General features: G+C 61.4%; 14 protein-coding genes and 1 other RNA gene. 9 read left to right on the top strand and 6 right to left on the bottom strand.

What is annotated here, in order from left to right; translation table 11 throughout:
• Nucleotides 1-6: 6 nt before the first annotated feature.
• The 3 genes from xdhC to xdhA form a co-directional block, all read right to left on the bottom strand.
• Nucleotides 7-867, bottom strand: a complete 861-nt coding sequence (gene xdhC / locus PMA3_RS20350) for a xanthine dehydrogenase accessory protein XdhC (RefSeq protein ID WP_064678867.1) — start codon at nucleotides 865-867, stop codon at nucleotides 7-9.
• Between the two features lie 117 nt (nucleotides 868-984).
• Nucleotides 985-3,384, bottom strand: a complete 2,400-nt coding sequence (xdhB, locus tag PMA3_RS20345; protein ID WP_064678866.1) for a xanthine dehydrogenase molybdopterin binding subunit — start codon at nucleotides 3,382-3,384, stop codon at nucleotides 985-987.
• Entirely contained in the window at nucleotides 3,377-4,831 is a 1,455-nt protein-coding gene (gene xdhA, locus PMA3_RS20340; RefSeq protein WP_064678865.1) for a xanthine dehydrogenase small subunit, read from the bottom strand. Before xdhA ends, xdhB begins: the two co-directional genes overlap by 8 nt.
• A gap of 267 nt (nucleotides 4,832-5,098) precedes the next feature.
• On the opposite strand from xdhA, the gene PMA3_RS20335 reads away from it, so the two are divergent.
• The 6 genes from PMA3_RS20335 (at nucleotide 5,099) to ffs (ending at nucleotide 14,445) form a co-directional block, all read left to right on the top strand.
• On the top strand, nucleotides 5,099-5,758 hold the full coding sequence (locus PMA3_RS20335) for a GntR family transcriptional regulator (protein ID WP_064678864.1): 660 nt from the start codon (nucleotides 5,099-5,101) through the stop codon (nucleotides 5,756-5,758).
• A 2-nt stretch (nucleotides 5,759-5,760) separates the two neighbouring features.
• Entirely contained in the window at nucleotides 5,761-9,249 is a 3,489-nt protein-coding gene (gene smc, locus PMA3_RS20330) for a chromosome segregation protein SMC (protein ID WP_064678863.1), read from the top strand.
• Between the two features lie 267 nt (nucleotides 9,250-9,516).
• Nucleotides 9,517-10,365 carry a cell division protein ZipA gene (gene zipA, locus PMA3_RS20325; RefSeq protein ID WP_064678862.1) on the top strand — a complete coding sequence of 283 codons (849 nt, stop codon included), beginning with the start codon at nucleotides 9,517-9,519 and terminating at the stop codon, nucleotides 10,363-10,365.
• Between the two features lie 138 nt (nucleotides 10,366-10,503).
• On the top strand, nucleotides 10,504-12,861 hold the full coding sequence (gene ligA / locus PMA3_RS20320; protein WP_064678861.1) for an NAD-dependent DNA ligase LigA: 2,358 nt from the start codon (nucleotides 10,504-10,506) through the stop codon (nucleotides 12,859-12,861).
• A 195-nt stretch (nucleotides 12,862-13,056) separates the two neighbouring features.
• The gene (locus PMA3_RS20315; RefSeq protein ID WP_064678860.1) at nucleotides 13,057-14,220 is read left to right on the top strand and encodes a zinc-binding metallopeptidase family protein; all 1,164 of its coding nucleotides are present in this window, start codon (nucleotides 13,057-13,059) and stop codon (nucleotides 14,218-14,220) included.
• A 128-nt stretch (nucleotides 14,221-14,348) separates the two neighbouring features.
• An RNA gene (gene ffs, locus PMA3_RS20310) (signal recognition particle sRNA small type) lies at nucleotides 14,349-14,445 on the top strand.
• 182 nt (nucleotides 14,446-14,627) lie between these two features.
• Here ffs and PMA3_RS20305 read toward each other — a convergent pair.
• Nucleotides 14,628-14,942, bottom strand: coding sequence for a helix-turn-helix domain-containing protein (locus PMA3_RS20305; protein ID WP_064678859.1), 315 nt, complete (start codon nucleotides 14,940-14,942; stop codon nucleotides 14,628-14,630).
• Nucleotides 14,943-15,360: 418 nt separating this feature from the next.
• Between PMA3_RS20305 and PMA3_RS20300 the strand changes: the two genes are divergently transcribed.
• A complete protein-coding gene (locus PMA3_RS20300; RefSeq protein ID WP_064678858.1) occupies nucleotides 15,361-17,061 on the top strand; it encodes a putative bifunctional diguanylate cyclase/phosphodiesterase in 1,701 nt (566 codons plus the stop codon).
• A gap of 89 nt (nucleotides 17,062-17,150) precedes the next feature.
• Here the strand turns inward: PMA3_RS20300 and PMA3_RS20295 are convergent, their stop codons facing one another.
• Complete coding sequence (locus PMA3_RS20295) at nucleotides 17,151-17,900, bottom strand: substrate-binding periplasmic protein (protein WP_064678857.1); 750 nt, start codon at nucleotides 17,898-17,900, stop codon at nucleotides 17,151-17,153.
• 144 nt (nucleotides 17,901-18,044) lie between these two features.
• On the opposite strand from PMA3_RS20295, the gene dnaX reads away from it, so the two are divergent.
• Together dnaX and PMA3_RS20285 are read left to right on the top strand one after the other, a co-directional pair.
• A complete protein-coding gene (gene dnaX / locus PMA3_RS20290) occupies nucleotides 18,045-20,150 on the top strand; it encodes a DNA polymerase III subunit gamma/tau (RefSeq protein ID WP_064678856.1) in 2,106 nt (701 codons plus the stop codon).
• 66 nt (nucleotides 20,151-20,216) lie between these two features.
• A complete protein-coding gene (locus PMA3_RS20285) occupies nucleotides 20,217-20,555 on the top strand; it encodes a YbaB/EbfC family nucleoid-associated protein (protein ID WP_008028561.1) in 339 nt (112 codons plus the stop codon).
• 266 nt (nucleotides 20,556-20,821) lie between these two features.
• On the opposite strand, the gene PMA3_RS20275 is transcribed toward PMA3_RS20285, so the two are convergent.
• Nucleotides 20,822-22,312 carry an aldehyde dehydrogenase family protein gene (locus tag PMA3_RS20275; RefSeq protein ID WP_064678854.1) on the bottom strand — a complete coding sequence of 497 codons (1,491 nt, stop codon included), beginning with the start codon at nucleotides 22,310-22,312 and terminating at the stop codon, nucleotides 20,822-20,824.
• Nucleotides 22,313-22,466: the final 154 nt, after the last annotated feature.

Below are 22,466 nucleotides of genomic sequence, written 5' to 3'. Positions count from 1 at the left end.
GGCTTGTCAGTTTGACGCTTTCAGGTTCGTGGCCTGACTGCGGCGTGAAGCAGGCAGCATCTTGGCAATCGAGGATCCGGCGCTGGCCGTGTGCTGGCCGAAATCGGCGTTATAGGTGGCGATGATCTCGCCGGCGATGGAGACGGCGATTTCCACAGGCAATTTGCCTTTGACTTCGCCGATACCCATGGGGCAGCGCATGCGTTGCAGCACGGCGTTGTCGAAGCCCCGTTCACGCAGGCGGTGTTCGAACTTCACGCGTTTGGTCTTCGAACCGATCAGGCCGAAGTAGGCAAAGTCGTTGCGCTTGAGGATCGCGGCGGTGAGTTCGAGGTCGAGCTGGTGGTTGTGGGTCATGACGATGCAGTAACTGCCGGCGGGCAGGTCGTCGATTTCATCGACCGGTTCTTCGGCGACGATTTTGCGCACGCCGTGGGGGATCTGATCCGGAAATTCCGCTTCCCGCGAGTCGATCCAGCGCACCCGGCAAGGCAAGCTGGCGAGCAGCGGCACCAACGCGCGGCCGACATGCCCGGCGCCAAACACGGCGATCTGTGCCTGGACCTGGCCCATCGGTTCGAACAGCAACACGGTCACACCGCCACAGCACTGGCCGAGGCTGGCGCCGAGGCTGAAACGCTCCAGATGAGTGTTCTGCTTGCCGCTGGCGAGCATCTCGCGGCCGATCTGCATGGCCTTGTATTCCAGATGCCCGCCACCGATGGTGTCGAAGGCCTGGGTGGCGCTGATGACCATCTTCGAGCCGGCATTGCGCGGCGTCGAGCCGAGCTCTTCGATAATGGTCACCAGCACGCAGGGTTCACCCTTTGATTGCAGGTCGGCGAGGGCGTCGATCCAGTTGTACATATTCACCTCGACATCTGTGTTGTCTGTTGGGGCCTCTTCGCGGGCAAGCCTCGCTCCTACAGTTGATCGCGTTCCCCTGTAGGAGCGAGGCTTGCCCGCGAAGGCCGCGCTTCGGATTTAGAGCGAAGCCAACTCCGGCTCAACCTCGGCAGCCTTCACCACCTTCAACTGCCGCATCTGCTCACACCCCCACAACACCCGCTCCGGCGTCGCCGGCGCATCGATTTTCGGTTGATGCCGGTAGTCACCGAGGCTCGCCACGGCATCCTTGATCGCACACCACGACGCAATGCCCAGCATGAACGGCGGCTCACCCACGGCCTTGGAATGAAACACCGTGTCTTCCGGGTTCTTGCGGTTTTCCACCAGCTTCACCCGCAGGTCCAGCGGCATGTCCGCCACCGCCGGGATCTTGTAGCTCGCCGGGCCGTTGGTCATCAACTTGCCCTTGTTGTTCCACACCAGCTCTTCCATGGTCAGCCAGCCCATGCCCTGGATGAAACCGCCCTCGACCTGACCGATGTCGATGGCCGGGTTCAACGAGTCGCCGACGTCGTGGAGGATGTCGGTGCGCAGCATCTTGTACTCGCCGGTCAGGGTGTCGACGATCACCTCGCAGCAGGCCGCGCCGAAGGCGTAGTAGTAGAACGGCCGGCCGCGGGCCTGGCTGCGGTCGTAGTAGATTTTCGGAGTCTTGTAGAACCCGGTGCTCGACAGCGACACCTGGGCGAAATACGCCTGCTGGATCAGCGACTCGAAGGTCAGGATATGATCGCGAACCCGCACGTGGCCGTTGTGGAACTCCACATCTTCTTCGCTGACCTTGTACTGCCGCGCGGCAAACTCAACCAAACGCTTCTTGATGATTTCAGCGGCGTTCTGTGCCGCTTTACCATTGAGGTCGGCACCACTGGAAGCAGCGGTGGGCGAGGTGTTCGGCACCTTGTCGGTGTTGGTCGCGGTGATCTGCACGCGGTCCATTTCCACCTGGAACACTTCAGCCACCACCTGCGCCACCTTGGTGTTCAAGCCCTGGCCCATTTCGGTGCCGCCATGGTTCAGATGAATACTGCCGTCGGTGTAGATATGGATCAGCGCGCCGGCCTGGTTCAGGAAGCTGGCAGTGAAGGAAATCCCGAATTTCACCGGAGTCAGCGCCAGGCCCTTTTTCAGGATCGGGCTGTTGGCGTTGTAGCGACGGATCGCTTCGCGGCGCTCGGCGTACTGGCTGCTTTGTTCCAGTTCGGCGGTCATTTCCTCGAGCATGTTGTGCTCGACGGTCTGGTAGTAGTGGGTGACGTTACGCTCGGTCTTGCCATAGTAGTTGGCCTTGCGCACCGCCAATGGATCCAGGGCCAGATGGCGGGCAATCGCGTCCATCACTTCTTCGATGGCCACCATCCCTTGCGGGCCGCCGAAGCCACGGTAAGCGGTGTTCGACGCGGTGTTGGTCTTGCAGCGGTGACCGTTGATGGTCGCATCGCCCAGGTAGTAAGAGTTGTCGGCGTGGAACATCGCCCGGTCGACGATCGATGCCGAGAGATCCGGTGAGCAACCGCAGTTGCCGGCCAGTTCCAGGGCGATGCCGTGCAGGCGGCCGGTGCTGTCGAAGCCGACGTCGTACTCGACGTAGAACGGGTGACGCTTGCCGGTCATTAGCATGTCTTCGACCCGCGGCAGGCGCATTTTGGTCGGCTGGCCGGTGAGGTGCGCGATCACTGCGCACAGGCATGCAGGGCTCGCCGCCTGGGTTTCCTTGCCGCCGAAACCGCCGCCCATGCGGCGCATGTCGACGACGATCTTGTTCATCGACACGTCCAGCACCTCGGCCACCAGTTTCTGCACTTCGGTGGGGTTCTGGGTCGAGCAATAGACGATCATCCCGCCGTCTTCAGTCGGCATTACCGAGGAAATCTGGGTTTCGAGGTAGAAGTGTTCCTGGCCGCCGATGTGCAGCGTGCCTTGAATCCGATGTTCAGCCGTCGCCAGGGCGTTGGCCGAATCGCCCCGCTGATGGGTGTGACTGTCGAGCACGAAATGGCGTTTGCGCAGGGCTTCGACCACGTCCAGTACCGGCTCGAGATCTTCGTATTCGATGATCGCGGCCATCGCGGCCTTGCGCGCGGTTTCCAGGTCTTTCGCCGCGACGGCGAGCACCGGTTGGCCGACGAACTGCACGTCATCGATGGCCAGCAGCGGATCGCCCGGCAGCAAGGGGCCGATGTCTTTCAGGCCCGGCACGTCTTCGTGGGTGATGGCGATGCGCACGCCTTCGAAGGCGTAGCACGGGCTGGTGTCGATGCTGATGATTTTCGCGTGGGCGCGGTCCGACAGCCGTGCGTAAACGTGCAGCTGATTCGGGAATTCCAGCCGGTCGTCGATGTACTGCGCTTCGCCGGACACATGCTTGGCGGCGCTGTCGTGCTTGACGCTGCGGCCGACACCGGTGGTCAGGTCCTTGGCGAACAACTCAGCCAGTTCGGCCTGGGTCTTCTCTACGGCGTGATGGTTAGACATAAGCGGTCACCCGAGTCTCGATGTGCGGTGTTTGCAGTTCGATGAAGTATTTGCGCAGCAGGTTCTGCGCGCTGAGCAGGCGGTACTCCTTGCTGGCGCGGAAGTCCGAGAGCGGCGTGAAGTCTTCGGCCAGTGCGGCGCAGGCGCGTTCGACGGTGGCGTTGTTGAACGGTGAGCCGAGCAACACGGCTTCGCAATGGCTGGCGCGTTTCGGGATGGCCGCCATGCCACCGAAGGCAATGCGTGCGTCGACAATGACGCCGGTGTCGATGCGCAGATTGAATGCAGCGCAGACCGCGGAAATGTCATCGTCCAGGCGTTTGGACACTTTATAAGCGCGGAACAGTTGTTCGACGCTGGCACGGGGCACGATGATCTTCTCGATGAACTCGCTTTCCTGACGCGCCGTCACCCGGTAATCGATGAAGTAATCTTCCAGCGCCAGGGTGCGGCGGGTTTCGCCCTTGCACAACACGATCTGCGCGCCCAAGGCAATCAATAGCGGTGGCGAGTCACCAATCGGCGAGGCGTTGCCAATGTTGCCGCCGAGGGTGCCCTGGTTGCGGATCTGCAACGAGGCGAAACGCTGCAGCAGTTCGCCGAAGTCCGGGTATTCGGCCTTCAAGGCGTCGTAGCAATCGGAGAGGGCGGTGGCGGCGCCGATTTCCAGGCGATCGTCGAACACTTCGATGCGCTTCATCTCGGCGACGTTGCCGACATAAATCATCACCGGCAAGGTGCGGTGGAACTGCGTGACCTCCAAGGCCAGATCGGTACCGCCGGCCAGCAGACGCGCTTGTGGATAAGCGTCGTAGAGGTCGGCCAGGTCGGCCACGGTCAGCGGCACCAGGCAGCGTTTGTCGCCGCTGTTGAGTTCGCCGATGTCGGTGGGGGCGATGGCTTTCAAGCGAGCGATGGTGTCGGCTTCACGGGCATCGAACTGGTCCGTTTGCCGGCCACAGCAGGACTGTTCGGCGGCTTGCAGAATCGGCCGGTAACCGGTGCAGCGGCACAGGTTGCCCGCCAGGGCTTCGTGAGCCTTGTGGGCGTCGGGCGCGTCGCTGTTCTTTTGCAGGGCGAACAGCGACATGACGAAGCCCGGGGTGCAGAAGCCGCATTGCGAGCCGTGGCACTCAACCATGGCTTTCTGCACGCTATGCAGTTCGCCCTGGTGCTTGAGGTCTTCAACGCTGATCAGTTGTTTGCCATGCAGCGACGAAACAAAGGTCAGGCACGAATTGAGGCTGCGATAGCGAATGTGCTCGCGGCCGTCGTCATCGGTCTGGAGTTCGCCGACCACCACCGTGCATGCGCCGCAGTCACCGCTGGCGCAGCCTTCTTTGGTGCCGGGTTTGCCCACATGGTCGCGCAGATAATTGAGCACGGTCAGGTTCGGGTCCAGGGCGTGCTCGCTACGGAGTTCCTGGTTAAGTAAAAACTGGATCACGGAAGGCCTCGCAGACTCATTATTGTTGTTAACCGACATGAACCGAATTTAGCAGGTCTGACTTTTCGGTCAATGATTTTCTGACTTAAAGGTCAGGAAATTATCAAATGTCGATCAACGACCGGTTTTCTTCAGTATTGACCCTGGTTCGCCAGCCTGCTTTTTGCTTGAATCGTGCCAAAAACCGCGTGGCGGGCACTCCGCCCTGACAGATCAATTGCGTTACACTGCGCCGCTTGTGCAAATCGAAGAGTTTGAAGGACAACCATGACGTTCAAGGCGCCGGACAGCCTCGCCGAGCAAATCGCTCACCACCTCGCCGAACGCATCATTCGCGGCGAAATGAAGCCCGGAGAGCGCATCCAGGAACAGAAGGTCACGCTGGCCCTCAATGTCAGCCGCGGTTCGGTTCGCGAAGCCCTGTTGATCCTCGAGCGTCGCCACTTGATCGCGATCCTGCCGCGACGGGGCGCCCATGTCACCGAGCTCACCGTCCACAAGGTGCAGAGCCTGTGCGCGCTGATGAGCGAGTTGTACATCCTGCTCGGCAACGCCGTGGCCAGTGGCTGGCAAGTCCAGGCCGACATGGCGCCGTTCGTGCAGATCCAGCAGCGCCTGACCGCCAGCTACGAACGCCAGGACATCCGCACCTTCGTCGATGACAGCTTCAACGTGATGCGCGCCGCGTACCCGTTTGCCAATAACCCGTATTTGCAAGAGACCGTCGAGAATCTGCAGCCGGCCATGAGCCGTGCGTATTTCCTCGCCCTGGACCAGCGCAAGGCCTCGATGAGCGAGTTCCTCGAACTGTTCGAACGCCTGCTCGCCGCCGTGCTGGCCCGTGACTTTCCGCAGATCCGCGAGGTGCTGACGGCCTACGCCCAGCGCAGCTGCGATCTGGTGGTTTCCGCCCTGACGGACGCTTAAGCGTGCGGCTCAAGTGCATCAAGCTGGCGGGGTTCAAATCCTTCGTCGACCCGACCACGGTGAACTTCCCCAGTAACATGGCGGCAGTGGTCGGGCCCAACGGGTGCGGCAAGTCGAACATCATCGACGCCGTCCGTTGGGTGATGGGCGAGAGCTCGGCCAAGAACTTGCGCGGCGAGTCGATGACCGATGTCATCTTCAACGGCTCCACCAGCCGCAAACCGGTGAGCCAGGCGAGCATCGAACTGGTGTTCGATAACTCCGATGGCACCTTGATCGGCGAATACGCGGCCTACGCCGAAATTTCCATTCGCCGCAAAGTCACCCGCGACAGCCAGAACAGTTATTTCCTCAACGGCAGCAAATGCCGTCGTCGTGACATCACCGACATCTTTCTCGGTACCGGCCTCGGCCCGCGCAGCTATTCGATCATCGAGCAGGGGATGATCTCCAAGCTGATCGAAGCCAAGCCGGAAGACCTGCGCAACTTCATCGAAGAAGCGGCCGGCATCTCCAAGTACAAGGAGCGCCGGCGCGAGACCGAAAACCGCATCCGCCGCACCCACGAAAACCTCGCCCGCCTGACCGACCTGCGCGAAGAGCTCGAACGTCAGCTCGAACGCTTGCACCGCCAGGCCGAGGCGGCGAAGAAGTATCAGGAATTCAAAGGCGAGGAGCGTCAGCTCAAGGCCCAACTCTCGGCCCTGCGCTGGCAGGCGTTGAACGAACAGGTCGGCCAGCGCGAAGCGATCATCGGCACCCAGGAAGTCACCTTCGAAGCCCTGGTGGCCGAGCAGCGCAATGCCGACGCGGCGATCGAACGCCTGCGCGACGGGCACCACGACCTGTCCGAACGCTTCAATCTGGTGCAGGGGCGCTTCTATTCGGTCGGCGGCGACATCGCCCGGGTCGAGCAGAGCATCCAGCACGGACAGCAACGTTTGCGTCAGTTGCAGGATGACCTGAAGGAAGCCGAGCGCGCGCGCCTGGAAACCGAATCTCACCTGGAGCACGACCGCACGTTGCTGCTGACCCTGGGCGAAGAGCTGGACATGCTCACCCCGGAACAGGAAGTCACCAGCGCCGCCGCCGAAGAAGCGGCCGCCGCGCTGGAGGAATCCGAAACCACCATGCACGGCTGGCAGGAGCAGTGGGACACCTTCAACCTCACGGCGGCCGAGCCGCGGCGGCAGGCGGAAGTCCAGCAGTCGCGGATCCAGCAGCTGGAAACCAGCATGGAACGCCTGGCCGACCGACAGAAGCGTCTGGGCGAAGAGCGCGCCTTGCTCTCGGCGGATCCGGAAGACGCGGCGATCATGGAACTCGGCGAGCAGTTGGCCGCGAGTGAAGCGACCCTGGAAGACTTGCAGGCCAGCGAAGAAGCCCAGGTCGAACGCCTGGAGCAGCTGCGTCAGGAACTGCAGCAAGCGCTGACGGCGCAGCAGCAGGCCCAGGGTGATTTGCAGCGCCTCAACGGGCGCCTCGCTTCCCTGGAAGCCTTGCAGCAAGCCGCACTCGATCCCGGCACCGGCACCGCCGAATGGCTGCGCGAACAGCACCTGGCGGATCGCCCGCGCCTGGCCGAAGGCCTGAAGGTGCAAGCCGGCTGGGAGTTGGCGGTGGAGACCGTGCTCGGCGCCGACCTGCAAGCGGTGCTGGTGGATGATTTCGGCGATTTCGACCTGGCCGGCTTTGCCCAGGGTGATCTGCGTTTGCTCAGCCCGGCCAGCGATGGCGTGCGCATGGCCGGCAGCTTGCTCGACAAGGTCGAGGCGCAGATCGATCTGTCGCCGTGGCTGGGGCAGGTCAAGCCGGTCGAAAGTCTCGAACAGGCCCTGGCCCTGCGCAGTCAATTGACCGCCGGCCAAAGTTTGATCAGCCGCGACGGCTACTGGGTCGGACCGCACTTCTTGCGCGTGCGTCGAGCCAGCGAAGCGGAAAGTGGCGTGCTGGCCCGTGGCCAGGAAATCCAGCGCCTGGGTCTTGAGCGCGAAGAGCGCGAAGCCACGGTGGAAGCCCTGGAAACCCGTTTGCAAAACCTGCGGGCCCAGCAACGTCAGCAGGAAAACGGTCGCGAACATCTGCGCCGTCTGCTGCAGGATGAAGCCCGTCAGCAGGGCGAATTGAAAGCTCAGCTGTCCGCCGGCAAAGCCAAGGTCGAACAGCTGACGCTGCGCCGTACCCGCCTGGATGAAGAGTTGGTCGAGCTCGGCGAGCAGCGCGCGCTGGAGCACGAAAACATCGGCGAAGCGCGCCTGCAATTGCAGGAAGCCCTCGACAGCATGGCGCTCGATACCGAGCAGCGCGAGTTGCTGCTGGCCCAGCGCGACAGCCTGCGCGAGCGCCTCGATCGGGTGCGGCAGGAGGCCCGGCAGCACAAGGATCATGCGCACCAACTGGCGGTGCGCCTGGGTTCGCTCAAGGCGCAGCACGATTCCACGCGCCAGGCGCTGGAACGGCTGCAAATGCAGTCCGAGCGCCTGACCGAAAAACGCGAACAGTTGAGCCTCAACCTGGAGGAGGGCGAGGCACCGCTGGAAGAGCTGCGCCTCAAGCTCGAAGAGTTGCTCGACAAGCGCATGACCGTCGACGAAGAACTCAAGACCGCGCAGATCGCCCTGGAAGATGCCGACCGCGAGTTGCGCGAAGCGGAAAAACGGCGTAACCAGGCCGAGCAGCAGTCGCAATTGATCCGTGGCCAGCTCGAACAACAACGCATGGAATGGCAAGCCCTGACCGTGCGCCGCAAAGCCCTCGAAGATCAGTTGCACGAAGACGGCTACGACCTGCACGGCGTGCTCGCCACCCTGGTGGCCGGGGTCAACGAGAAAGACGCCGAAGAGGAGCTCGAACGCATCGCGGCGCGGATCCAGCGCCTGGGCGCGATCAACCTGGCGGCCATCGATGAATACCAGCAGCAATCCGAGCGCAAACGTTATCTGGATGCCCAGAACGACGATCTGGTGGAAGCGCTGGACACCCTCGAGAATGTGATTCGCAAGATCGATAAAGAAACCCGAAACCGCTTCAAGGATACCTTTGATCAGATCAATGCCGGAATTCAGGCACTTTTCCCAAAAGTTTTCGGTGGAGGCAGCGCGTATTTGGAACTGACGGGCGAAGATCTACTCGATACAGGGGTAACGATCATGGCGCGGCCGCCAGGAAAGAAGAACAGCACCATCCATTTGCTCTCCGGTGGCGAAAAAGCCCTGACCGCATTGGCCCTGGTATTTGCCATCTTCAAATTGAACCCGGCGCCGTTTTGCATGCTCGACGAGGTTGACGCGCCATTGGATGACGCTAACGTTGGACGTTACGCACGGCTGGTCAAGGAGATGTCGCAGACGGTGCAGTTCATCTATATCACCCACAACAAGATCGCCATGGAAATGGCCGATCAGCTGATGGGGGTGACGATGCACGAACCGGGTTGTTCGCGGCTGGTGGCGGTGGATGTCGAGGAGGCGATGGCGATGGTCGATGCCTGAGTGTCGGGCTTGCAGGACAATGTAGGATGAGCATTCGTGAGCGGTGGACGAATTATCGGTCGCTACTTGCTGGCCAATCGACATATTCGCGCAAGCCATCGAGACAGACGGTGTAAAGTTGCCTTGGGTCGTGCTAGTTTAATGTCAATTTAGCGTATGCGTGGGCAAAACGCCTGTCAGAACATAGAGTTGGCGCCACGTTTTAAAGCGGTTTACCAGTTGTAAACCCCTTATTTTTCAGCATTTTTTATAGAGGCACGGGATTACATGGAAATCGGTCTGCGCGAGTGGCTGATCCTTATCGGCATTATTGTCATTGCCGGTATTCTTTTCGACGGCTGGCGCCGCATGCGCGGTGGCAAGGGAAAACTGAAATTCCGTCTTGACCGGAACCTGTCCAATTTGCCGGACGAGGACACCAGCGCCGAGCTGTTGGGCCCGCCCCGGGTGTTGGATGCCCATAAAGAACCGCACCTGGACGAGCACGATCTGCCGTCGGTGAGCATGCCTGCCCGTGAACAGCGCGATTCAGGTGCCAAGCGTGGCAAGCGCGGCGAGCCATCCCAGGGCGACCTGAACCTCAACCTGGACCTGGAAGGCGGCCCGAGCTTCGGCAGCCATGACGACGACTACCCGGACGACACCAAGGTCTCGAACTCGACCAGCGACAGGGAACAGCCGCAAGCCGAAGAAGTGCTGGTGATCAGTGTGATCTGCCGCGACGCTGCCGGCTTCAAGGGCCCGGCGCTGTTGCAGAATATCTTGGAAAGCGGCCTGCGCTTCGGCGAGATGGACATTTTCCACCGCCACGAAAGCATGGCCGGTAATGGCGAAGTCCTGTTCTCGATGGCCAATGCGGTCAAGCCAGGCGTTTTCGACCTGGACGACATCGACCACTTCAGCACCCCGGCGGTGAGCTTCTTCCTCGGCCTGCCTGGCCCGCGTCATCCCAAGCAAGCCTTCGACGTGATGGTGGCTGCGGCACGCAAGCTGTCCCAGGAACTGAACGGCGAACTGAAAGACGACCAGCGCAGCGTGTTGACTGCCCAGACGATCGAGCATTACCGTCAGCGCATCGTCGAATTCGAACGCCGCGCCCTGACCCAGAAGCGCTGATCTGTAGGAGCCAGGCTTGCCGGCGAAGGCGATCTCACGTACGCCTTCGCCGGCAAGCCTGGCTCCTACAATGAATCTCCGCCGCTTCAACAGATTGAGCAGCCTCGGCTGCTCTTTTGCTTTATGAGAGAACACCCAATGACCGCCGCCAAAAACCGCATTCCAGCGCTGCGCGCTGAGCTGGATCAGCACAACTATCGCTACCACGTGCTGGACGAGCCGAGCATTCCGGACGCCGAATACGATCGGTTGTTCCAGGAGCTCAAGGCCCTCGAAGCGGCCCACCCCGAATTGATCACCAGCGACTCGCCGACCCAGCGCGTCGGCAGCGCGGCGCTGTCGGCGTTCACTCAAGTGCGCCACGAAGTGCCGATGCTCAGCCTCGGCAACGCCTTCGAAGAAACCGACATGCGCGAGTTCGATCGCCGGGTCAACGAAGGGCTGGATCTGCCGACCGGCGATTTGTTCGGCGCCGCCGCGGCGGTGGAATACAGCTGTGAACCCAAACTCGACGGCCTGGCGGTCAGTCTGTTGTATCAAGATGGCGTGCTGGTGCGCGGCGCGACCCGCGGCGATGGCACCACCGGTGAAGACATCAGCGTCAATGTGCGCACCGTGCGCAATATCCCGCTCAAGCTGCACGGCAGCGGCTGGCCGGCGACCCTGGAAGTGCGCGGCGAAGTGTTCATGTCCAAGGCCGGGTTCGAGCGGCTCAATGCCTCGCAACTGGAAGTCGGCGGCAAGACCTTCGCCAATCCGCGCAACGCGGCGGCCGGCAGCTTGCGCCAGCTGGATTCGAAGATCACCGCCAACCGTCCCCTGGAATTCTGTTGCTACGGCATCGGCCAGGTCTCGGCGGACATTGCCGACACGCATATCGGCAATCTCAAGCAACTCAAAGCCTGGGGCCTGCCGATCAGCCATGAGCTGAAACTGGCCTACGGCATTGATGAGTGCCTGGATTACTACCGCGACATCGGTGAGCGCCGTAATGCGCTGCCCTATGAAATCGACGGCGTGGTGTTCAAGGTCAACAGCATCGCCTCCCAGCGTGAACTGGGTTTTCGCGCGCGCGAACCGCGCTGGGCCATCGCGCACAAATTCCCGGCCATGGAAGAACTCACCGAGTTGCTCGATGTGGAATTCCAGGTAGGCCGTACCGGCGCCGTGACGCCGGTGGCGCGCTTGAAGCCGGTCAAGGTGGCCGGCGTCACCGTGGCCAATGCGACCCTGCACAACATGGACGAGGTCGCGCGCCTGGGCTTGATGATCGGCGACACCGTGATCATCCGTCGTGCCGGTGACGTGATTCCGCAGGTGGTGCAAGTGGTCACCGAGCGCCGCCCGGACAATGCCCGGCCGGTGCAGATTCCCGAGCAGTGTCCGGTGTGCGGCTCCCATGTCGAGCGCACGCAACTGGTTAAGCGCAGCAAGGGCCGCGAGACCATCAGCGAAGGCGCGGTGTATCGCTGCGTCGGCCGGCTGGCCTGCGGTGCACAACTCAAGCAGGCGATCATTCACTTTGTCTCCCGGCGCGCCATGGACATCGAAGGCCTGGGCGACAAGAGCGTCGAGCAACTGGTGGATGAAGGCCTGGTGAGCTCGCCGGCGGACCTGTATGCCTTGAAGTTCGAAGACATTGTCGATCTGGAAGGCTTTGCCGAACTGTCGAGCAAAAAACTGCTCGGTGCGATCGAGGACAGCAAGCGACCAGGCCTGGCACGCTTCATCTATGCCCTGGGGATTCCCGACGTCGGCGAAGAGACCGCCAAGGTGCTGGCGCGCTCCCTCGGCTCCCTGGAGCGAGTCCAGCAGGCCTTGCCGCAAGTGCTCACGTACTTGCCGGATGTTGGCCTGGAAGTGGCTCACGAGATCCACAGCTTCTTCGAAGATGCGCACAACCAGCAAGTGATCAAGGCGCTGCTCAAGCACGGCCTGCAGATTCAGGACCAGGGCGAGCTGGGCGCCGAATTTTCCGCCAGCACCACCCTCGGCGGGTTCCTCGACAAGCTGCACATTCCGTCGGTAGGGCCGGGCGGGGCGCAGAAGCTGGCTGACAAGTTTGGTTCGCTGGAGGCGGTGATGAACGCCGACTGGCTGGACATGCGTCAGGCGTTGCCGGAGAAACAGGCCAATTCGGTGCGGGAATTCTTCGCCCTGGCGGCTAATCGCCAACTCGCTGAGGCCGCCGAAAAGCAGTTGAGCGATTTCGGCATGCACTGGCAGAGCGAAAAGAAAATCGTCGAAGGCTTGCCCCTGGCCGGGCAGACCTGGGTGTTGACCGGTTCGCTGGAGTTGATGAGCCGCGATGTGGCCAAGGACAAGCTCGAAAGCCTGGGTGCCAAGGTCGCGGGCTCGGTGTCGGCCAAGACCCACTGCGTGGTCGCCGGGCCGGGCGCAGGTTCCAAGTTGACCAAGGCCAATGAGCTGGGGCTGAAGGTGCTGGATGAAGAAGCGTTCGTCGTGTTCCTGGGCAAGCACGGTATTACCCTGTGATGCCATTCGCTGCGGTGCGGCGATCCGATAAGCCAGCTCCTGCAAGATCACCGGGATACAGATGAATTCTGGTCAACGCCAACCCCTGTAGGAGCCGGCTTGCCGGCGAAGGCGATGCCAGCCCTGTCACAAAAAGCGGGAACGATCGATACCTATTCATGATCTAGTCTTGGCCAGTCCCAGGGAGAGATCGCCATGTACCGCTTCTTCGAACAGCTCAGCTCACGCATCGCCGCGCCTTTCATGGCCGAGAGCTCGCGCAACAGCAAAGTCTGGCAGTGCCGCTGCGGGCAGTCGTTATTCTTTCGCAACAGCCAGTGCCTGGCCTGTTCGGCGGCGCTGGGGTATCAACCCGAGCAGAGCCGCCTGTCCTCGCTGCAACCGGGCCAGCAGGCGGACACCTGGCTGCTCGACGCCGATCCCGAGGCGGGCGTGTTCCGCCGCTGCGCCAATCTCGACTCCCCGGCCGCCTGCAACTGGCTGCTCCCGGCCAACGACCATGACGCGCTATGCATTGCCTGCAGCCTGAACCACACCATTCCCGACCTGTCGATTGCCGAAAACCACGAACGCTGGCGCAAGGTCGAAACCGCCAAGCGGCGTCTCGTCGCGCAATTGATCAGCCTGGGTTTGCAGGTGCTTCCCAAAACCTTCAGCGAGGAGGCTGGCCTGGCCTTCGATTTCATCGGAGTAGACCTTGACGGCAAACCCCCGACCACGGGGCATGCCAACGGCCTGATCACCCTCGACATCAAAGAAGCCGACGACGCCCACCGCGAACAGGTCCGGGTGCAAATGCACGAACCGTATCGCACCCTGCTTGGGCACTTTCGTCACGAGGTCGGGCATTACTACTGGGACCGGCTGATCGCCAACAGCCATTGGCTGGAACCGTTCCGCGGCCTGTTCGGCGACGAACGCGCCAGCTACGCCGAGGCCCTCGAGCAGCACTATCAACAAGGCGCGCCGCTCGACTGGCAACAGCAGTACGTCAGCGCCTACGCGACCATGCATCCCTGGGAGGACTGGGCGGAAACCTGGGCACACTACCTGCACATGATGGACGCCGTGGACACCGCGCTGGGGTTCGGCATGAGCGCCCGGGAACTGGACTTCGACTACCAGCCATTTCCCTCCAGCACCCTCTACGACCCGCAGCATCCCGGCGGGGCGGCGTTCCTGTCATTCGTCAACGCCTGGATCGAACTGGCCGGCATGCTCAACGAACTGTCGCGCAGCATGGGTCAACCGGATTTCTATCCCTTCGTCCTGCCACCGGCGGTGATCGCCAAACTGCACTTCATCCACCTGGTGATCCAGCAGGAGGGCGGCAGGGCGGATGAGGTATTGGCACCGTAAGGTTTTACAGGCCGCTGCATGTCCTTGAGCGGCCTCATATTTTTTAATCCGCACGAACGGTTGTAACTTCGTCTCAGATAGGTACAATGGCGCGGCTCGCCGTCAGGTGAGCGTCGTTATGGTGACCCCATCGGTCCCCCCGCAACGATTACCCGTGAACCTGGTCAGATCCGGAAGGAAGCAGCCACAGCGGGAACATTGTGTGCCGGGGTGTGGCTGGTGGGGTTACCACCTTAACGGGCCGCGAATCCCTCTCGCGTTATCTGCTTAAAACCACTTTCCTGTTGCTCTGCCATGGATATCGTCCAGGGCGGATCTTTTGTCGTTTCCGGTTGTTGAAGTCATACCTGAAAAAGGAGGCCGACCTGTCGAACCAACAAGTCGGCCTCCTTTTTCCATTCCTGGCACTAAGGCTTGGACAAGGCCTGATCGACCGCCGCAATCAGCTTTCCCAGTTCCTTTGGGCTGGCTTTATGAATGACGCCAAACAGGTACGCCCGCTGTTCATCTTCATCGCCCGGATCGGCAAAAAAGGCTTTCAGCTTCACTCCCAGCACCTCGGAAAGCAGGAACAGGGCGTCCACGCTGGGGGTATAGGTGCCGGTTTCGAAGCGACTGATGGTTTTGGGGTCAAAACCGGTTTTTTCGCCGAGTTCAGCCTGAGTAAGCCCCGCGACCTTGCGGTAACGCCGGATGGCTGGACCCAAACTTGAAATGTGCATCGCTTAATTCCCATTTGGAATCAAGAACTTAACGATAGATTTCGGTTCATGACAACCGCATGATCCATCACCTTGTCTTGCAAAATGTGATGCATTTCGTAGAATTGCCGATCCGAAAAGACTTTCGATGACCTTTTGTTGAACGCGGGCGCGATGCTAAAAAGCCAGCATGCGTTCTCATTCAGGGCAAGCAGGCAGACCCAAAGCCGCGCTTGAACCTTGTAGAAATGCTAGCTGAATTGGTCTTTTTTGTCCTTTCGCACGGCCTTTCAGATTAGGTGATCTTCGGCTGTCCGGGGCCATCAAACGCTGTTCATGGAGTGACCACGTGTTTCTGCGCAATCCATCACAAAACATCTCTTCCGGGCATCCTGCACTGGTCGAGCGGTGCCACCGCTAGCCACAACGAGCCTGACTCATGGATGAGAAATACCGCAGGGCGGTGGATGCAGCCGCTATTTTTTCCGAGACGGACCTGAGCGGCCGGATCACCTACGTCAATGATCAGTTCTGTGCCGTGTCCGGTTATAGCCGCGAGGAACTGCTGGGGCAGAACCATCGTTTGCTCAACTCGGGCCTGCACTCGGCTGAATTCTTCGCTGGCCTGTGGCGTACCATCGCGCAGGGCAGTGTCTGGAAAGGTGAGATTTGCAATCGGGCAAAGGACGGCAGCCTGTATTGGGTCGAAAGCACCATGGTGCCGGTACTTGATGACGCTACCGGAAAGGTTGATCGTTACCTGTCGATTCGTTTCGACATCAGTGAAAAACGTCAACTGCTGCACTCCTTGCAATGGCGGGTCGGTCACGATGTGCTGACCGGACTGCCCAATCGCGCGTTTCTCTCGGATTTGCTGGATCAGGCCCTCGAGTTCTCGCGCCAGGAAAACATCCCGCTGGCGGTGTGCATGGTCGATCTCGACGGCTTCAAGGCGGTCAACGATGGCTACGGGCATGCCAGTGGCGACCTGTTGCTGGTGGAAGTAGCCAAGCGACTGCGCAGCATCGTGCGCGGTGAAGACGTGGTGGCCAGGCTGGCCGGTGACGAGTTTGTGCTGGTGCTGCGTTATGTGCGTGATCTGCCGGAACTGCGCGCGGCGCTGAACCGGGTATTGGGCGCGATTTCGGCGCCGTACACGCTGCACGGCAAAGAGCTCAATGTGTTCGCCAGTATTGGCGTCACGCTGTTCCCTCACGACAACGAAGATGCCGGAACCCTGCTGCGTCACGCCGATCAGGCGATGTACCTGGCCAAGCAGGGCGGACGCAATCGTTTTCATCTGTTCGACGTGATCCGGGATCGGGAAGTCAAGGTCACGCACCAGACCATCGAGCGAGTGCGTCAGGCGCTGCTGGCGGGTGAATTGCGTTTGCACTTCCAGCCTCGGGTGAACATGCGCCGGGGCGAGGTTGTCGGTTTCCAGGCAGTGTTGCGCTGGGAACACCCCCAGGACGGCATGGTGCCCTCACGCAATTTTCTACCGTTGGTCGAGGAGACGGACCTGATCATCGATATTGGTGAATGGGTCATGGATCAAGTGCTTTTGCAGATGCACCGCTGGCATCAGGGGGGGCAGGGCTGGCCGGTGAGCATCAATATCGCGGCGCGCCATTTTCAGCGGGCGGATTTCGTCGACCGGCTGGGTGAGATGCTCGCCCGGCACGCCGGGGTTGCACCGCAGATGCTCGACCTGGAAATTGTCGAGTCAGTGGCGGTCGAGAATATTCAGCATGTCAGTACCTGTCTGCAGGCCTGCCAGGCCTTGGGCGTGCAGTTTTCACTGGGGGATTTCGGCACCGGGTATTCGTCGCTGAGCTACCTCAAGCGATTGCGAACCCAGACCATCAAGATCGATAAGTCCTTTGTCCGCGACATTCTCCATGATCGGGATGACCTGGCGCTGACCACGGCGGTCATTGGCCTGGCCCGGGCGTTCGGGCGGCAGGTGATCGCCGAAGGCCTGGACAGTATCGAGCAGGGTGAATTGCTGCTGCGGCTGGGTTGCGACGTTGCCCAAGGCCATTGCATAGCGCGGCCGATGCCGCCGGCAGAAGTGCCGGCCTGGGTGCAAGGGTATGTTGCGCCGCTGCAATGGCGGGTACTGCAGCAGACAGCCTGAACCTCGCTACCAGGCATACGAAGATCAAAATGTGGGAGCGAGACCGGCTTGCCGGCGAAAGCCGCCCGGAGCAGGCTCGCTCCCACAGATCAAGGTTTTGCAGGCTCGCCACCGACATAAAGCCGGATAATGTCATCGATCTCCCCGGACATTTTCATCTGCAACAACGTGCGCAAAATGCGCTGCACAGGCACTTTCGGATCATTGCGCACGTAGCAACCGACACTCTGCACCTGTAGCACCGCCACGCCCTGCAATTGCCGATCGGGCAACAGACGCTGATTGAACCAGTCCAGGGTCCATTGGTTGCTCACGGCATAGCGATAGCGTCCGGCCTGCAGTTTTTCCAGCACCTGTTCCTGATTGCGCGCGTCTTCGCGCAGCAGCCGGCCTGTGTCGAACAGCGGTTGCAGGGTCGGGTAGCTGTAGCCATGGACCGTGCCGATGGATTGTCGTGGCAACTGCGCCGGCACCACGAGGATGAATGGGGCGGGCCGGCTGATCAGCACGTCGGGCTGGGTCCAGAGCGGGATGCTCCAGATGTAGTCGCAGGACTGATTCGGCTGCCAGGACTGCGCCGCATAGCAGCGGACGTCGACTTCGCCGTGTTCCATGGCATTTTGCACCCGTGCCCGGGGCAATACGTGAAATTCGGCCGGTACCCCGACCTGGGTCGCCAGGCTGACCATCACGTCGTGCAGAATGCCCTGGGTCGGGCGGCCGCGTTCCAGTTGGATCATCGGCATTGCCCAACTGTCGGGCACCACGAAGCGCAGCGGCATTTCGGCGCCCGCCGCACTCAGGCTCATCAAGAGCCATGCCCCCAAGGCAAGCCGCATAAACGCTCCGGTCCTGAACAATCCCTGGCTGATAAAAGCCCCCCAAAGTGCATCTTAGCCAGATTAGACGAGCGCACCGGATGCAATTTTGGCCTTGCTCCGCTAGCATTAGCCGCTTGTGTTCCTTCGTTGCGACGGTTTTCCATGAGTTATCAGGTTCTTGCACGTAAATGGCGCCCGCGCTCGTTCGGCGAAATGGTCGGCCAGACCCATGTGCTCAAGGCTCTGATCAATGCCTTGGACAGCCAACGGTTGCACCATGCCTATCTGTTCACCGGTACCCGCGGCGTGGGCAAGACCACCATTGCGCGGATCATCGCCAAATGCCTGAACTGTGAAACAGGTATCACATCGACGCCTTGCGGCGAGTGCTCGGTGTGCCGTGAGATCGATGAAGGCCGTTTCGTCGACCTGATCGAGATCGACGCCGCGAGCCGGACCAAGGTCGAGGATACCCGCGAGCTGCTCGACAACGTGCAGTACGCGCCGAGCCGCGGGCGCTTCAAGGTCTACCTGATCGACGAAGTGCACATGCTGTCCAGCCATTCTTTCAACGCGCTGTTGAAGACTCTCGAAGAGCCGCCGCCCTACGTCAAGTTCATCCTGGCCACCACCGACCCGCAGAAACTTCCTGCAACGATTCTGTCGCGGTGCCTGCAGTTCTCCCTGAAAAACATGACGCCGGAGCGCGTGGTCGAGCATTTGACCCACGTGCTGAGTGTCGAGAACGTGCCGTTCGAAGACGATGCGCTGTGGTTGCTGGGCCGCGCCGCCGATGGGTCGATGCGTGATGCCATGAGCCTGACCGACCAGGCGATCGCGTTCGGTGAGGGCAAGGTCATGGCCGCCGACGTGCGGGCCATGCTCGGCACGCTCGATCACGGTCAGGTCTACGACGTCTTGCATGCGCTGATCGAGGGTGACGCCAAGGCGTTGCTCGAAGCCGTGCGGCACCTGGCCGAACAGGGCCCGGACTGGAATGGCGTGCTCTCGGAAATTCTCAATGTGCTGCACCGTGTCGCCATCGCCCAGGCCTTGCCTGAAGGCGTCGACAACGGTCACGGCGACCGTGATCGGGTGTTGGCACTGGCCCAGGCCCTGCCGGCCGAAGACGTACAGTTCTACTACCAGATGGGCCTGATCGGTCGCCGCGATCTGCCGCTGGCGCCGGATCCCCGGGGTGGTTTCGAAATGGTCCTGCTGCGCATGCTCGCCTTCAGGCCGGCAGACACCGAGGACGCTCCGAGGCAGCCGCTAAAGACAGTAGGGATCAGCCAGGCCACAGTTGATTCCGCCCATTCAGTGGCTGCCGCGCGAGTGGCTGCACCGGTCGTGCCTGCGGCAGTTGCACCGGTCGTTTCGGCACCGGTTGCACCGGCGGTTGCGTCGGTAGCGGCTGCTCCAACTCCAGCTCCAGCTCCGGTGCCGGAAGCGGTTGCACCGATAGCCGTGCCCGAGCCGGTAATCGAGGCGGTAGCGGTCGACACCGTCGTCGACCTGCCATGGAACGATCCGGTAGAACCCGAAGTCGTCCAGCAACCCGCGATCGAACCGGTTCTGGACACCGCCGCTGAACAACCCGAATTACCGCCGATGCCATTGCCGACGCCCGACAGCGTCGTGCCGGATGCCCCGGAATGGGCCGCTGCGCCGATCCCGGAACCCTCCGTGAGCGAAGTCGACGCGGCGACACCGGGCATGGACCTGGACGACGAGCCGCCGCTGGACGAGGACTACATCGAGCCGGACATGGATTCGTCCTACAGCTACCTGGACGAACTGGCCAGCGAGCATGCCGCCGAGCCGGCTCCGGAGCCCGAGCCCGAACCGGCCGCCATGCCGGCGACCGGTCTGGCCCTGCAATGGCTGGAGCTGTTCCCGAAATTGCCGATCTCCGGCATGACCGGGAGCATCGCCGCCAACTGCACCTTGATCGCCGTCGATGGCGACAATTGGCTATTGCACCTGGACCCGGCCCACAGCGCCCTGTTCAATGCGACCCAGCAACGTCGCCTCAACGATGCATTGAACCAGCATCACGGGCGTACGCTGACCCTGACCATGGAGCTGATCAAGCCTGAGCAGGAAACCCCGGCCCAGGCCGCATCCCGTCGTCGTGCCAATCGCCAGCGCGAGGCCGAAGAGTCGATCCACGGTGACCCGTTCATCCAACAAATGATGCAGCAGTTCGGTGCGGTGGTCCGTAACGATACTATTGAACCTGTCGAAGCCCTGGTCAGTCAGGGCTAATAACTGAAGGCGTTCGGCCCCAACGGCCGGGCGCGATTTTTATCCAAGTACTTTGAGGTGATTACCATGATGAAGGGTGGCATGGCCGGCCTGATGAAGCAGGCGCAGCAGATGCAGGAAAAGATGGCCAAGATGCAGGAAGAACTGGCCAACGCTGAAGTCACCGGTAAAGCCGGCGGCGACATGGTCACCGTGGTCATGACCGGTCGTCACGACGTCAAGCGCGTGACCATCGACCCAAGCCTGGTCGAAGGCCTGAGCGAAGACGACAAGGAAATGCTGGAGGCGGTATTCGCCGCCGCCGTCAATGACGCCGTGCGCAAGATCGAAGCCAACAGCCAGGACAAGATGTCCGGCATGACCGCGGGCATGCAACTGCCACCGGGCATGAAACTGCCGTTCTGATTCACCATGGAAACGCGTTTTTCCTGAATAAACGCGATCCCCTGCAGGAGCCGGCTTGCCGGCGAAGGACGTCAACGATAACGCGTTCTTCCTGAACAAACGCGTCCCCTGTGGGAGCGAGCTTGCTCGCGATGGTCTCAAGAGCGCCGCGTTTAACCAGTAAACACGCGTTATCGTTGACGTCCTTCGCGAGCAAGCTCGCTCCTACAGGGGCGCGCGTTCACTCAGTCGAACCCGTTATCGTTGCCATGCCCACAGGGGACAGCTCACAGCTTGATCAACACCGACTTCAACTCGGTGTAATGCTCGATTGCCGCATACCCCATTTCCCGCCCGACCCCCGACATCTTGTACCCGCCGAATGGCAGCGCCGGATCCAGGGCGCTGTGGCAGTTGACCCACACCGAACCTGACTTGATCCGCGGAATCATCCGGTGCACCGCCGCCAGATCATTGGACCAGACGCTCGCCCCCAACCCATAGGGACTGTCATTGGCCATGCGCAACGCATCGGCTTCGTCATCGAACGGAATCGCCACCAGCACCGGGCCGAAGATTTCTTCCTGCACCAGCGAGTGCTTCTGATCGACATCGACAATCACCGTCGGCTTGACGAAGAACCCCGGCCCGAACTGCTCGCCGCCGCAAGCGATGGTCGCGCCACTTTCCCGGCCCATTTCGATGTAGCGGTACACCCGCTCCTGCTGGCGCGCCGAGATCAACGGCCCCATCTCGACACTCGGGTCCAGGCCGTTGCCGAGCTTCATGGCGTTGGCAATGTCGGCGATGTCCGCCACCACATTGTCGAAATGCTTGCGCTGCACATACAGCCTCGACCCGGCACAGCAGACTTGGCCCTGATTGAAGAAAATCGCGCTGGCAGCGCCCGCGGCGGCACTCTTGAGGTCGGCATCGGCCATGACGATGGTAGGTGATTTGCCACCCAGTTCCAGGGTGACCCGGGTCATGGAGTCCATCGCGATCTTGCCGATCTGCTTGCCCACGGCGGTGGAACCGGTGAAGGTCAGCTTGTCCACCAGCGGGTTGTGGGTCAGCGCCGAGCCCGCAGTGATGCCGGTGCCGGACACCACGTTGAACACGCCGGCGGGGTACCCGGCTTCCATCACCAGTTCGGCGAGTTTCAATGCACTCAAAGGGGTTTCGTCGGCGGGCTTGAGCACCACGGTGCAGCCGGTGGCCAGGGCCGGGCCGAGTTTCCAGCAGGCCAGCAGCAGCGGGAAGTTCCAGGCGACGATGGCCCCGACCACGCCCACGGCTTCGCGACGGATGAAACTGTGGAATTGATCATTGGGCATCAACGGCATCGACACTTCGACGCTGGAGCCTTCGATCTTGGTCGCCCAGCCGGCCATGTAGCGCAGGAAGTCGATGGACAACTGCACGTCCATGACCTGGGCGACCGCAGCGCTCTTGCCGTTGTTCAGGCATTCCAGTTGCGCCAGCAGTTCGGCGTCGCGCTCCATCAGGTCAGCCAGTTTCCACAACAGGTTCTGTCGCTCCCGCGGCCGGGTGCGGGTCCAGGCCGAATCGTCGAACGCCTGGCGGGCGGCGAGCACGGCACGGTCGACATCCTCGGGTGTGGCCCGTGGCACTACGCACAGCACTTCGCCGGTGGCTGGGTTGTGCAGGGGCATGGTCTGGCCGTCGGCGGCCTCGACCCAGTCACCACCGATAAGCATGCGCGGGGCGCGCTGGATGAATGCCGAGGTGGCGGGAAGCAGGTGGGGGAGGGACATGGCGAAGTCTCTTGTTGTTCGTGAGAACAGGGCTTTCGCAATGGCTGTGCCAAGTGCATCAAAGGGCCTGGCAGCCTTGATACTCAGGGTAGGCAGGTGACGGGAGGGACTGGCGGCAAGGGCAAATTGTCGCAAATCGCGACAGCGGCTGAGA

The organism is Pseudomonas silesiensis, assembly GCF_001661075.1.
Taxonomy (GTDB): domain Bacteria; phylum Pseudomonadota; class Gammaproteobacteria; order Pseudomonadales; family Pseudomonadaceae; genus Aquipseudomonas; species Aquipseudomonas silesiensis.
Note: the sequence above shows the minus strand (reverse complement) of the source record. Positions and strands in the feature narration are given on the sequence as shown.

Coding starts and splice junctions, on each gene's coding strand:
- xdhC (WP_064678867.1), bottom strand. CDS start 867: ATGTACAACTGGATCGACGCCCTCGCCGACCTGCAATCAAAGGGTGAA.
- xdhB (WP_064678866.1), bottom strand. CDS start 3,384: ATGTCTAACCATCACGCCGTAGAGAAGACCCAGGCCGAACTGGCTGAG.
- PMA3_RS20335 (WP_064678864.1), top strand. CDS start 5,099: ATGACGTTCAAGGCGCCGGACAGCCTCGCCGAGCAAATCGCTCACCAC.
- zipA (WP_064678862.1), top strand. CDS start 9,517: ATGGAAATCGGTCTGCGCGAGTGGCTGATCCTTATCGGCATTATTGTC.
- ligA (WP_064678861.1), top strand. CDS start 10,504: ATGACCGCCGCCAAAAACCGCATTCCAGCGCTGCGCGCTGAGCTGGAT.
- PMA3_RS20315 (WP_064678860.1), top strand. CDS start 13,057: ATGTACCGCTTCTTCGAACAGCTCAGCTCACGCATCGCCGCGCCTTTC.
- PMA3_RS20305 (WP_064678859.1), bottom strand. CDS start 14,942: ATGCACATTTCAAGTTTGGGTCCAGCCATCCGGCGTTACCGCAAGGTC.
- PMA3_RS20300 (WP_064678858.1), top strand. CDS start 15,361: ATGGATGAGAAATACCGCAGGGCGGTGGATGCAGCCGCTATTTTTTCC.
- PMA3_RS20295 (WP_064678857.1), bottom strand. CDS start 17,900: ATGCGGCTTGCCTTGGGGGCATGGCTCTTGATGAGCCTGAGTGCGGCG.
- dnaX (WP_064678856.1), top strand. CDS start 18,045: ATGAGTTATCAGGTTCTTGCACGTAAATGGCGCCCGCGCTCGTTCGGC.
- PMA3_RS20285 (WP_008028561.1), top strand. CDS start 20,217: ATGATGAAGGGTGGCATGGCCGGCCTGATGAAGCAGGCGCAGCAGATG.
- PMA3_RS20275 (WP_064678854.1), bottom strand. CDS start 22,312: ATGTCCCTCCCCCACCTGCTTCCCGCCACCTCGGCATTCATCCAGCGC.